The organism is Domibacillus sp. DTU_2020_1001157_1_SI_ALB_TIR_016 (assembly GCF_032341995.1).
In the GTDB taxonomy this organism is placed as follows: domain Bacteria; phylum Bacillota; class Bacilli; order Bacillales; family Domibacillaceae; genus Domibacillus; species Domibacillus indicus_A.
Map to the genome: position 1 here is coordinate 748,324 of NZ_CP135438.1, position 12,264 is coordinate 760,587.

The window sequence follows — 12,264 nt, forward strand, 5'->3', positions numbered from 1 at the left end:
GTTGAAACAGATTTTAAAATCACATCAGGAGTTGAAGTTATGAAAATAAAAGCGACAATTGAGAAAATCCCCGCAGGCTTAATGCTGGTTCCTTTACTTATTGGATCTTTAATTCGCACACTCTTCCCAGAAGTATTTGAATCGGAAGCGTTTACACATTCGTTTACCGGGGGACTGTTAACTGGCACGACAGCGTTATTAGGGGGATTTTATCTTTGTTTAGGCGCAACCATACGGTTTAACTCAACTGGTTATGTGTTGAAAAAAGGGGGAGCCCTATGGTTTGGTAAAATAGGGACAACTTTTGCAATCGCTTTACTAATTAAAGCTATCTTCCCAGATCAAAATAATTTATTTTTAGGGCTATCTGCTTTGGCAATTGTTGCTGCTTTTTCTGATACAAACGGTGCCATTTACATGGCTCTCATGGGACAATTAGGAAAGAAAAAAGAAGATATTGCCGCTTATTCTATTATGTCACTTGAATCTGGACCATTTTTCACTATGCTGATACTGGGTATTGCTGGATTAGCAAGTTTTCCAATTTCTGCATTTGTTTATACGCTTCTTCCTCTACTAGTCGGAATGATTCTTGGGAATCTGGACGAAGAAATGCGGGAGTTCTTAAGTAAAGGTGAGCACCTCTTTATTCCTATGTTAGGCTTGGCAATTGGTGCTGGAATTAACTTAACCAATGTAATGAAAGCTGGCTTATCTGGGGTTGTCTTGGGTATAGCAGTTGTTGCAATTACTGGAGCTGCCCTGTTTATGCTAGATAGAGTCACAGGTGGAGACGGCGTGGCCGGTTTGGCTGCTTCAAATACTGCAGGGAATGCAGCGGCCGTACCATTATCCCTTGCAGCTGTTAATCCTGCCTTTAGTGAAGTTGCTGCGAGCGCCACACTCCAGGTATCAGCAGCTGTTATCGTTACAGCTCTTTTATCCCCTATGCTAACGGTTTGGTATGCAAAAAGAATTGAGAAAAAAAAAGTGCAGGATATTCCTAATGTTGGAGCGTAAATAGTTGAATCTATATTTGTAAGATAATTTGCTATATAATACCTTTAAAAATCAATGAGATTAAAGGTGAATAATAAGATGGATAATGAAATGGATTTAATTATGTCAGCTGCAGTTAATAGTGAAAAAATTTCAGATACTAAAACAGCTGTAAATAAAGTAACAGACTACATTAAGCACAAGATTATTTATAAAGAGTTAAAGCCTAATGATAGGATTCCTACAGAAAGTGAATTAAGTGAAATTTTAAATGTAAGTAGAAGTTCTGTTCGAGAAGCATTAAAGATATTGGAAGCTATTAATATTATCCAAATACGAAGAGGCGCTGGCACGTACATTTCCGAACCGGAGGATATTTCTTTTTCTCAATCTCTATTATTTAAAATGATATTAAACAATATGCAACTTAAAGAATTAGTTGAATTTCGTGAGCAGATAGAAGTAGCAGTAGTAAAATTGGCTATTACATATGCTACTGAAGAAGATATACAGGGTTTAAAGAATATTTATAACTCTTTTTTAGAATGCATTGAAACCAATCCAGATGATTATAAAATGATTCATGAATTAGACTTAAGGTTTCATAAGGCTTTAGCGGCGTCGACTAAAAATAAGCTAATGGCGGAAATATATTTGTTTGCATTTGAAATTTTTTCCCCGTTGATTTTAGAAAACTACGCAATTGGCCAGGTAAAGGGTGAAGACAAGGAAACGACAGTTGAAAATCACAGGATTCTCATTGAGGCACTAGAAAAAAAGGATCTTTATACTGGAATTTACGGTATAGAAATGTCACTTAGGTTGTGGAGAAAATGGATCAACAACAGAGACTCAGACAATACATCGAGCTAAAAAAATCATATATTTTAAAATCTTAAACAGTGTAAAGACGTTTCCTTATCTTTCTTACAATAGAAGGTAAAGAAACGGCAAGAGTAATGTGAAATACTTCACATTACAAAGTGGAAAGTGCCGGCTATCTAAATAGAAACCTTCTTGGAAGAACCCGGTGAAGAAGGATAGAAAGGAAGTTTGAGAATGTCCGAAAATAATTTATTGCTTGCTTATTATGGAGATGATTTTACTGGTTCTACAGATGCAATGGAAGCATTAGCTTTAAACGGGTATCGCACAATGTTATTTTTGGAACCGCCTTCACCAGAGATGCTGGAAAACTTAAATGGCGTTCAATGTATTGGAATTCCAGGAACCAGCCGGGCCAGAAATCCTGAGGAAATGGAACAAGAATTACGGCCAGTATTTGAGTCATTATTTAAGTTGAAAACAAATGTGATTCATTATAAAACATGTTCAACATTTGATTCTAATCCAGAAGTCGGCAGTATTGGGAAAGCAATTGAAATTGCGCTTGATTACACTGAAGAATCACAAAAAACAGTGCCAATTTTTGTTGCAACACCACCATTAGGAAGGTATACGTTATTTGGCAACCATTTTGCAAGAATGTATGATACGGTTTATCGGCTGGACCGGCATCCAACGATGTCAAAACATCCGATGACACCTATGAACGAATCAGATTTACGGGTTCACTTAAACATGCAATTTCAAACACCCAAGCAAATTGGTTTGATGGATATAGTGGAACTCTCTGAGGATTACAGCAGTGTTAAGGAAGTGTATGAGCAAAAATTAGCATTGAACAATGATATCATTCTTTTTGATGGATTGGATAATAGCCATTGTCAAACGGTTGGCCGGCTATTGTGGGAAAAAGGCCAGGAAGGTATACGCTTCGTTGTCGGATCATCAGGTGTTGAATATGCATTAACAGCTGAATGGAATCGGCAAGGATTGCAGGCATCAAGCAACAAAAAAGAGCAAACAAAAATTCCTGCCGCTAATCAAGTTCTTGTTGTAGCCGGCAGCTGTTCACCAATTAACAAAAATCAAATCGAAACAGCAATTGAAGCAGGTTTCGTGGGAATTCAAATTTCTCCCCGGGATATTATCAATAAAGAAGAACTGCCAAATGATTTATTGGATAAGGTAATTAAACATATCAAAAACGATAAAAGTGTTATTTTATATACAGCTCTTGGCCCAGAAGATCCTGCTATTGCTGAAACCCACAAGCTCTTTGATGAGATGGGAATAGAGAAAAGGGAATCAGGAGAGTTAATCGGCAGTCAATTAGGTAAATGGACATTGGAAATTATGAAAGCAACAAATATTCGCCGGATCATTGCTGCCGGAGGAGATACTTCGGGTTTTGTGACAAAAGAATTGAAGCTTTTTGCATTGGAAATGGTTCTTCCGATTGATCCAGGTGTTCCACTGTGTTGTGGCTATTCATCAGATCCAACTATTAATGGTATTGAAATCGCCTTAAAAGGTGGTCAGATGGGAAGTCCTGAATTTTTTGTGAAAATCAAGGAAGCTGCTTCATCTGACGCCACCTCTATTATATCATCTGAAAATATTAACTATAACGGGAGTGTTACCAAATGAGCCAAGATCGTGTTTTAGCAACGTATCACATTGAGACGCCCTATGATCTGGAATATGCTGCAAAAGTCATGGCGGGTGAGCAATCTACCGGTACATTTATTACTGTTCCTGGAGAAACAGATGAACTTAAGGATCGATTTGCAGCGAAAGTAGTGTCAATTGAAGAATTAGAGGTGGTTTCTACTCCAACCTTGCCTGGAGCCAAATTGCCTAATAGCTCCAATGGATCGATTTCATATTATCGAGGGAGGGTCGTATTATCATTCCCCCTCCATAACTTTGGCCCTTCGATTCCAAATCTATTAGCCACTGTAGCGGGTAATCTGTATGAACTCCGTGAATTTAGTGGGTTAAGACTCATGGACCTGGAGTTACCCCATGCCTTTATGGACAAGTATCCTGGGCCTAAATTTGGGATCGAAGGAACGAGAAAATTAGCCAATGTGTACAATCGTCCATTTATAGGAACGATTGTGAAACCCAGTATTGGATTAACACCAGATGATCTACGTGCAGTTGTAAGAGATTTGGCGATGGCCGGAATAGACTTTATCAAAGATGATGAATTGAACGCTAACCCTCCGTACGCTCCTTTGAAAGAACGTGTAAAGGCTGCAATGGAAGAAATCGAGAGGGCTGCAGATAAAACAGGTAAAAAGGTAATGTATGCGTTTAATATCACGGATGATATCGATCAGCTCGAACGAAACCATGAAACGGTCGTAAAAGCTGGTGGAAATTGCGTAATGGTAGGTATTAATAGTATAGGGCTGGCAGGTGTTGCACATGTAAGGAAATTTAGTGAGGTTCCTATCCACGGCCATCGTAATCAATGGGGAGCCATGACTCGTTGTCCACAGTTAGGTATGGAATTTACGGCTTACCAAAAGCTGTGCCGCCTGGCTGGAGTCGATCATTTACATTGTAATGCTATCGACAGCAAGTTCTATGAGTCTAACGAGTCCGTTGTCAAATCGGTAAAAGATTGTATAACCCCGATGTTTGGCGGTTATACCGCGATGCCTGTATTGTCTTCCGGCCAATGGGCAGGAACTGCACCGATTTCCTATGCGTCAATGGAAACGATTGATGTCATGCATTTAGCAGGTGGGGGCATCATTGGGCATCCAGGTGGCTCGGAAGCAGGAGTTAAAAGCATGATTCAAGGGTGGGAAGCAGCAGTTTCTGGCGTATCCCTTAATGAATATGCCGAGACTCACCTTGAGTTAAAGCAGGCCATTGAGAAATTTGGCAAATAAAAAAATAACAGCATATATTATTTTTTCAATTTGTAAAAGTCGAAGGAGTACTTCGGCTTTTACAATATAGTAAATCAGACAACAACGATTTGGTTTTACAGATCAACTATTATTCTGAAAAGGATGCAGCGACTTTCTCCAATTGTTCTTTGTAGTACAGTAGAAGGTCATCTTATGCAAAAAGAATACGAACAATATCTTTATAAAGAGGAAGAATCTGAAGTATTTAAGAGACAAGAGATAAGAGATATTCCAGGAACTATTTAATAAACTATATAAAGGAAATAGTTTTGTTAATAATCGAATGGAGAAGGTTTTAATTGCCATTAATTCATTTAAAAGAAGCATTTCTTTTACAAAAGGCAACGAGGCTATTTCTTTAGGTGTAAAAGATATCTATCCCGAAGGAGAGATTATGACACTTTCTTTAGCAGATGATGGAGAAGGAACAATATATAATCGGCAACCGTACAGGCAAGAATATAATAGCGATGTATTTATTCAAAAAAAGTACAAGCATAAGCTTTAGAAAAAAATTACACTTTACTATAAAAAATAAAAATATCTGAATTTTCTGTTTAATAAAATTTTGTTTGCAATCTCTCCAGCTTATAATCATAACTTTTTTAGCACAAAAAAGTGTTTTTAAAATAAAGGGAGGCAACACGATGAAAAGAAAAGTAGGTATTAGCGGCACTGGAAGAATTGGCCGGATGTTGATTAGACAAATTTTATCTGTTGCAAACAGTCAATTGAAACTAGAAGCTATCAACTCTACTTATCCTGCAGAAACAGTCGCTCATTTATTAAAATATGATACTGTTCATGGAACCTGGAATGCAGATGTTTCCGTACAAAATGGGAATCTCTTAATTAATGGAAACGTTATTCAAATGGTATCTGAGCGTGAACCAGAAAATATTCCATGGGGATCAATGAATATAGAGATTGTGATGGATGCCACCGGGCAGTTCAATCACCGGCAGGGGGCACAAAAACATCAGGCCGCAGGGGCATCTCATGTGATTGTAACAGCTCCTGGAAAACAGATGGATTTAACCGTCGTTATGGGTGTGAATGACCACCTGCTGGATCTTTCAAAGCATACTATTTTATCTGCTGCTTCTTGCACAACAAATTGTGTTGCCCCACTTTTAAATATTTTGGATCAGGCTTTTCAAGTAAAAAGAGGATGGTTGACAACAGTTCATGCCTTTACGTCTGATCAGAAACATATAGATAACCCTCATAAAGATTTGAGAAGAGCAAGAGCCTGTACACAATCCATTGTTCCCACAACAACGGGGGTTGGAAAGGCCCTTGTGGATGTGCTTCCACACCTTGCGCCTTATGTGGAGGGAATCTCTGTACGTGTTCCTACTCAAGATGTCTCTTTAGCCGATCTTACTGTTCAAGTGTCACGAGAGGTATCGATAGACGAAATAAAATCAGTTTTTTACGCAGCTGCACATGAAAATCGCTATGTTAAATACATACAGGAACCTTTAGTATCAGCAGATTTCATTGGTTGTGACAAGTCAGCAGTTGTTGATGGGCTTTCTATCATGACTGCGGAAAACCAAATAAAAGTACTCGCCTGGTATGATAACGAATGGGCTTATGCCTGCAGAGTCATTGATTTGGCTCAAGCGGTTCATGAAAGGATGGAGAAAGCATGGTCGTTTCAGTAAGAGAGGTAGCATTAGGCGCTATTATATGTGACCGTTGTGGAAAGCTTATAGATACCGTAGATACGAATAAAGTTCATATCTATTATTCTCGTTGCAAAGATGAACAATGCAACAACCAAAAACAAAAATAAAAAAACGTAAAATCGAAAGAAAAAGACAGGCGAGGTGTTTTCATTAGATTTATGAAAAAGCTTATATTCATTCAGTAGATTTTAAACACAAAGGTGATAAAAAGATGAACGATCATCTATCTGATTTACGTGCTCGGGTCGAAAAAAAAGCTGAAATGATTTATTTGGGAAATCAAAATAGCTTAACATCTCCAGAGGTTATTAAAGCCAGTCAGCAGCTGGATTGCCTACTCAACAAACTTTGGTATGAAGAAAATAGATTTCCTCCGGATAGGGACAGCGACCTTCTAGTAAAACCATCCTTTTTATCAGTCGAAGGAATGGTTTTCCATAGATATAGATCAAATAATAGGCGTCATTACAAAAAATAAAAAACGAATCTAAAAGAAGCCGAATAGGTGATGAGAATGAGAAAAACCAAAATCGTTTGTACGATAGGACCTGCCAGTGAAGATCCACTTGTATTAAAAAAACTAATTTTATCAGGAATGAACGTTGCAAGGCTAAATTTTTCTCATGGTTCCCATGAGGAACATGGAGCGCGAATCGATAATATTCGCACATGCGCAAAAGAATTGGGTCGTCCTGTGGCGATTATGCTGGATACGAAAGGACCGGAAATACGGACCGGTATGGTACAGACTGGTCAGCTTCTTTTAAACAGTGGAGACCACTTAACTTTAACTACAGAACAAATAGAAGGAACTCAGGAAAAAATCAGTATTACATATGAGCAATTGCCACAAGATGTTCATCCTGGTGCAACCATTTTGCTTGATGATGGCCTGATAGAATTGAAAGTTTTAGACACCCAGCCGACAGAGGTTCAATGTTTAGTCATCAATGGAGGCACCCTTAAAAATCGTAAAGGGGTTAATGTTCCGGGGATTTCCGTTAATCTACCCAGTATTACGGAAAAAGATATCGCTGATATTACTTTTGGAATCCAAAAGAATGTTGATTTTATTGCTGCCTCTTTTATCCGAAAGGCTGCCGACGTACTTCAGATTAAGCAAATCCTAGAAGACCATTCTTCAAGCATAGCTGTTATTGCCAAAATAGAAAATGAAGAAGGTGTGGAAAATGCTAAAGAAATAGCAGAAGTCTCTGATGGGATTATGGTGGCCCGAGGGGATTTAGGGGTTGAAATCCCTGTTGAAGAAGTTCCCTTGGTCCAAAAAAAGCTAATTAAAATCTGTAATGAACTTGGAAATCCAGTGATTACAGCTACTCAAATGCTTGATTCAATGCAGAATAATCCTAGACCTACAAGAGCAGAGGCCAGTGATGTTGCAAATGCTATTTTTGATGGAACGGATGCCATTATGTTATCAGGCGAGACCGCAGCAGGGAACTATCCCGTGGAAGCGGTCGAGATTATGGACCGCATTGCTCAAAAAGCGGAATCTTTGTCTTTCTATATGGAAAAGAATAAACAAGCCATACTCGAAGCTACAATCACCAATACGATGGGAAAGGCAGTTACATCCACAGCATCAACATTAGCCGCTTCCGCTATTTTAACACCTACAGAAAGCGGTCACACAGCAAAGGTGATTGCAAAATATAGACCAAGGTGTCCTATTGTGGCGATCACGCCGTATCAAAATGTGTTCAATCAATTACTATTGGTTTGGGGAGTTTACCCAATTCTTTTAGCCAGTCCAGATCATACAGATGAAATGATGCAACGATCTGTACAAGCAGCAGTTCAGGAAGAAATGGCTCGGACAGGTGACCTGGTGATCATTACGGCAGGCGTACCCGTTCAAGAGTCAGGAACAACAAATTTAATGAAGGTTCATGTTATAGACTGACTAAAAAGGGTTCAGCGGCTTATATAATCAGTGCTTGAACTGATAGCATAAGGTCTCTTTATAATGTTTAAGGTTCCGATTCTAACCATCGATTTTTAGAAAAATACAAGAAGTAAATTTCAAAAGATCTGAAGGTTACTTCTTTATAATCCTTTTTCTCAAAACATTGCTCGAAACCTATTTCCTATTAATCACCTATTATGTTCAGAAACTCGTCCTTTTCTGAACACGGCCGTTCGCTTCTCAAAAGGGCGCTTTTTTATTGCTTTTTCTGTAACAAAACCCTGTTCACTATTCCATGTTCAATAACTTAATAATTTTTATGTTAAGGTACAATAAATTTATAAGAAAAAGCTGCAAGAGGGCGAGTTGGTGTTAGAAATCCTTTGGCAATAAATTTTATTGGTCTACAAGCTAAAGCATCCAAACGAGGATGCTTTTTTCGTTCTAGTACATGCCTATCAAGCTAACACTGATGAAGAGCCATTTCTGTAAGACAGCTACGCTGCAAAAGAAAGGCAGGCCAGCACCGGTTAAATCTTATTGAAAAAGTTCTGCCAAACTTACTTCATTATTGTGACAGCGTGTAAATGGTTTTATATACGATCGCGCAAGATGCAGAAAAAGTTCGAGGAATATTTTACACACTGTCTAATGGTATGGGTTTATACGATCCATATAATGAATTCAAAGGATTACTATACTTTCAAAAATAGGAGGCTTTGCAATGGAATTAACACAAACAGCTCAAATGATAAAGAACTATATTGGTGGAAAGTGGATAGAGTCAACAAGCAAGCAAATAGAAGAAGTGCCAAACCCAGCAACTGGAGAAATCATTGCTCGTGTGCCTATTTCTACTCGAGAGGAGCTGGACCACGCTGTTTCGGCTGCTAAAGAAGCATTCAAGAAGTGGAGAAAAGTTGCTGTACCTCGCCGGGCACGCATTTTATTTCGCTATCAGCAATTACTCGTTGAAAATTGGGAAGAGCTGGCAAAAATCGTTACATTAGAAAATGGAAAAAGCTATAACGAAGCATACGGCGAAGTACAGCGAGGGATTGAATGTGTGGAATTTGCGGCTGGCGCACCAACATTAATGATGGGAGAACAACTTCCTGATATTGCTACAGGCGTTGAGTCAGGCATGTATCGTTATCCTATTGGAGTGGTTGGCGGCATCACACCTTTTAATTTCCCAATGATGGTTCCGTGCTGGATGTTCCCGCTGGCCATTGCATGTGGAAACACGTTTGTATTGAAGCCATCTGAAAGAACACCATTGCTGGCTAATCGTTTAGCGGAGCTGTTTAAAGAAGCAGGGCTTCCAGATGGGGTACTGAACATTGTCCATGGGGCTCACAATGTCGTGAATGGCATTTTAGAAAATGAGGATATCAAAGCAGTATCTTTTGTAGGTTCTCAGCCTGTAGCTGAGTATGTTTATAAAAAAGCAGCAGCGAATGGCAAGCGAGTGCAGGCTTTAGCAGGAGCAAAAAATCATTCCATCGTTATGCCTGATGCAGATTTGAACAATGCCGTAACCAATATTACGGGTGCAGCTTTTGGATCTGCAGGAGAACGCTGTATGGCGGCTGCAGTTGTCGTGGCAGTTGGAGACGTTGCGGACGAATTAATCGACCGGCTTAAACAAGCAGCTGATGAAATTAAAATAGGAAACGGGATGGATGAAGGTGTATTCCTTGGACCTGTTATCCGTGAATCACATAAAGAACGCACCATTGGTTACATCGAAAGCGGCCAAGCGGAAGGTGCTTCCCTAATTCGAGATGGAAGAAATGATGCAGGAAATGAGCAGGGCTACTTTGTCGGACCGACGATTTTTGACAACGTGCAGCCTGAAATGAAAATCTGGCAGGATGAAATTTTTGCTCCGGTGCTGTCCATCGTCCGGGTGGAAAGCTTAGAGGAAGCGATTGAACTGACAAATAAGTCTGAGTTCGCAAACGGTGCATGTTTGTATACAGACAGTGCGAAAGCGATTCGTGAATTCCGTGAAGAAATAGATGCTGGCATGCTGGGCGTTAATCTTGGAGTTCCTGCTCCGATGGCGTTCTTCCCATTCTCAGGGTACAAGAAATCCTTCTACGGTGATCTTCATGCAAATGGAAAAGACGGGGTGGCATTCTATACCCGCAAGAAAATGCTTACGGCCCGTTATTAAAATAGGATGAACAACCATAAAAAAATAGAATGGAGCTGATGATCATGCAAGTGACAGAACAAACACAAAACTTACAAAAAACAGATAAACAGTATCTCTGGCATGCCATGCGGGGAGCGGCGCCTAACCCGGCAAATATAATTGCCACCGGAGCAGAAGGAGCATGGGTGACGGATATAGACGGCAACCGTTATTTAGACGGCATGTCCGGCCTGTGGTGTGTAAATGTCGGGTATGGCCGGAAAGAGCTTGCCGAAGCGGCTTTTAAACAGCTTCAGGAAATGCCATATTTTCCTTTAACACAAAGTCATGTTCCGGCTATTAAGTTAGCAGAAAAATTGAATGAATGGCTGGGCGGAGATTACGTTATTTTCTTTTCTAATAGTGGATCGGAAGCGAATGAAACAGCGTTTAAGATTGCCCGTCAATATCACCAGCAAAAAGGGGAGCATGGACGTTACAAGTTTATTTCCCGCTACCGCGCTTATCATGGCAACTCGATGGGGGCTCTCGCAGCAACAGGCCAGGCACAGCGAAAATACAAATATGAGCCGCTGGGCCAGGGGTTTCTGCACGTAGCGCCGCCTGATACGTACCGCAATCCAGAGGATGTCCAGACACTGGCTAGCGCTGATGACATTGATCGTGTCATGACATGGGAGTTAAGCGACACCATTGCGGGTGTGATTATGGAGCCGATTATTACGGGAGGCGGGATTTTAATGCCTCCTGATGGATACATGAAAAAAGTAAAAGAAATCTGTGAGAATCACGGTGCGCTGCTTATTTGTGATGAAGTTATATGTGGATTTGGCCGGACAGGGAAACCGTTCGGATTTATGAACTATGACGTGAAGCCAGATATTATTACAATGGCAAAAGGTATTACCAGTGCTTATCTTCCTTTGTCAGCAACTGCTGTCAAAAGAGAGATTTATGAAGCCTATACAGGCACAGGTGATTATGACCGCTTCCGCCATGTAAACACATTTGGAGGAAATCCGGCTGCCTGCGCACTGGCTTTAAAGAATTTAGAAATCATGGAAAATGAGAAACTCATTGAACGGTCTAAAGAGTTAGGTAAACGGCTTCTGCAGGAGCTGGAAGTAATCAAAGAGCATCCAAACGTAGGGGATGTTCGCGGGAAAGGTCTTCTCCTGGGCATTGAACTAGTAGAAGATAAGCAGACAAAAGAACCGGCTGCCATTGAGAAAATGAACAAAGTTATCGGTTTGTGTAAAGAAAAAGGCTTGCTTATTGGAAAGAATGGAGACACTGTCGCAGGGTATAATAATGTTTTGCAGCTTTCTCCTCCATTGAGTATTACAGAAGATGACTTTGCTTTTATTGTAAAAACGTTAAAAGAAAGCATACTTCAATTGTAATGAATTAGCCATGAACCATATGCTAATGAAGGGGCTTTGATCATAATTGGACAAAACGATGGGCCTGCCCGTCGTTTTGTCGTTTTTTGGAACTCATTCATGTAAAAATAATAAATATGAATGTTTAACACTGTGTCTAGTGGCTATTTTTTGCATGTCCATTATATTTAGATAATTGAACTACCGCCCACTTACCTGACGGTTGAAGTGGGGTGTTCTCGCCAAAGATGATAAAGTAACTACTCAGCTATTGCATATGGATATTTAAGAGAAAACAACGATACTTTGGCCCAATAGAATTTTC

Annotated in this window: 10 protein-coding genes and 1 pseudogene; all 11 read left to right on the top strand. The window is 39.8% G+C overall.

Annotated features, from left to right (window positions below; all coding sequences use genetic code 11):
* Positions 1-39 precede the first annotated feature (39 nt).
* A complete protein-coding gene (locus RRU94_RS03620; protein WP_315691836.1) occupies positions 40-1,020 on the top strand; it encodes a 2-keto-3-deoxygluconate permease in 981 nt (326 codons plus the stop codon).
* A 78-nt stretch (positions 1,021-1,098) separates the two neighbouring features.
* Positions 1,099-1,872 (top strand): FadR/GntR family transcriptional regulator, encoded by a 774-nt coding sequence (locus RRU94_RS03625; protein ID WP_315691837.1) that lies wholly within the window; start codon positions 1,099-1,101, stop codon positions 1,870-1,872.
* A gap of 186 nt (positions 1,873-2,058) precedes the next feature.
* A complete protein-coding gene (locus RRU94_RS03630; RefSeq protein WP_315691838.1) occupies positions 2,059-3,492 on the top strand; it encodes a four-carbon acid sugar kinase family protein in 1,434 nt (477 codons plus the stop codon).
* Positions 3,489-4,751, top strand: a complete 1,263-nt coding sequence (locus RRU94_RS03635) for a ribulose-bisphosphate carboxylase large subunit family protein (RefSeq protein ID WP_315691839.1) — start codon at positions 3,489-3,491, stop codon at positions 4,749-4,751. Before RRU94_RS03630 ends, RRU94_RS03635 begins: the two co-directional genes overlap by 4 nt.
* A gap of 304 nt (positions 4,752-5,055) precedes the next feature.
* Positions 5,056-5,280: a glycerate kinase gene (locus RRU94_RS03640; protein ID WP_315691840.1), complete on the top strand. Its 225-nt coding sequence runs from the start codon at positions 5,056-5,058 to the stop codon at positions 5,278-5,280.
* A 139-nt stretch (positions 5,281-5,419) separates the two neighbouring features.
* Complete coding sequence (gap, locus tag RRU94_RS03645) at positions 5,420-6,442, top strand: type I glyceraldehyde-3-phosphate dehydrogenase (protein ID WP_315691841.1); 1,023 nt, start codon at positions 5,420-5,422, stop codon at positions 6,440-6,442.
* Positions 6,427-6,573 carry a GapA-binding peptide SR1P gene (locus tag RRU94_RS03650; protein WP_315691842.1) on the top strand — a complete coding sequence of 49 codons (147 nt, stop codon included), beginning with the start codon at positions 6,427-6,429 and terminating at the stop codon, positions 6,571-6,573. Before gap ends, RRU94_RS03650 begins: the two co-directional genes overlap by 16 nt.
* A 104-nt stretch (positions 6,574-6,677) precedes the next feature.
* Positions 6,678-6,944, top strand: a complete 267-nt coding sequence (locus tag RRU94_RS03655) for an aspartyl-phosphate phosphatase Spo0E family protein (RefSeq protein WP_315691843.1) — start codon at positions 6,678-6,680, stop codon at positions 6,942-6,944.
* A 36-nt stretch (positions 6,945-6,980) separates the two neighbouring features.
* Positions 6,981-8,384 (top strand): annotated as a pseudogene (gene pyk / locus RRU94_RS03660) (pyruvate kinase); the annotation flags it as partial.
* 733 nt (positions 8,385-9,117) lie between these two features.
* On the top strand, positions 9,118-10,575 hold the full coding sequence (locus tag RRU94_RS03665; RefSeq protein ID WP_315691844.1) for a CoA-acylating methylmalonate-semialdehyde dehydrogenase: 1,458 nt from the start codon (positions 9,118-9,120) through the stop codon (positions 10,573-10,575).
* Positions 10,576-10,619: 44 nt separating this feature from the next.
* A complete protein-coding gene (locus tag RRU94_RS03670) occupies positions 10,620-11,960 on the top strand; it encodes an aspartate aminotransferase family protein (protein WP_315691845.1) in 1,341 nt (446 codons plus the stop codon).
* The last annotated feature ends 304 nt before the right edge of the window (positions 11,961-12,264 follow it).

Coding starts and splice junctions, on each gene's coding strand:
- RRU94_RS03620 (WP_315691836.1), top strand. CDS start 40: ATGAAAATAAAAGCGACAATTGAGAAAATCCCCGCAGGCTTAATGCTG.
- RRU94_RS03625 (WP_315691837.1), top strand. CDS start 1,099: ATGGATAATGAAATGGATTTAATTATGTCAGCTGCAGTTAATAGTGAA.
- RRU94_RS03630 (WP_315691838.1), top strand. CDS start 2,059: ATGTCCGAAAATAATTTATTGCTTGCTTATTATGGAGATGATTTTACT.
- RRU94_RS03635 (WP_315691839.1), top strand. CDS start 3,489: ATGAGCCAAGATCGTGTTTTAGCAACGTATCACATTGAGACGCCCTAT.
- RRU94_RS03640 (WP_315691840.1), top strand. CDS start 5,056: ATGGAGAAGGTTTTAATTGCCATTAATTCATTTAAAAGAAGCATTTCT.
- gap (WP_315691841.1), top strand. CDS start 5,420: ATGAAAAGAAAAGTAGGTATTAGCGGCACTGGAAGAATTGGCCGGATG.
- RRU94_RS03650 (WP_315691842.1), top strand. CDS start 6,427: ATGGTCGTTTCAGTAAGAGAGGTAGCATTAGGCGCTATTATATGTGAC.
- RRU94_RS03655 (WP_315691843.1), top strand. CDS start 6,678: ATGAACGATCATCTATCTGATTTACGTGCTCGGGTCGAAAAAAAAGCT.
- RRU94_RS03665 (WP_315691844.1), top strand. CDS start 9,118: ATGGAATTAACACAAACAGCTCAAATGATAAAGAACTATATTGGTGGA.
- RRU94_RS03670 (WP_315691845.1), top strand. CDS start 10,620: ATGCAAGTGACAGAACAAACACAAAACTTACAAAAAACAGATAAACAG.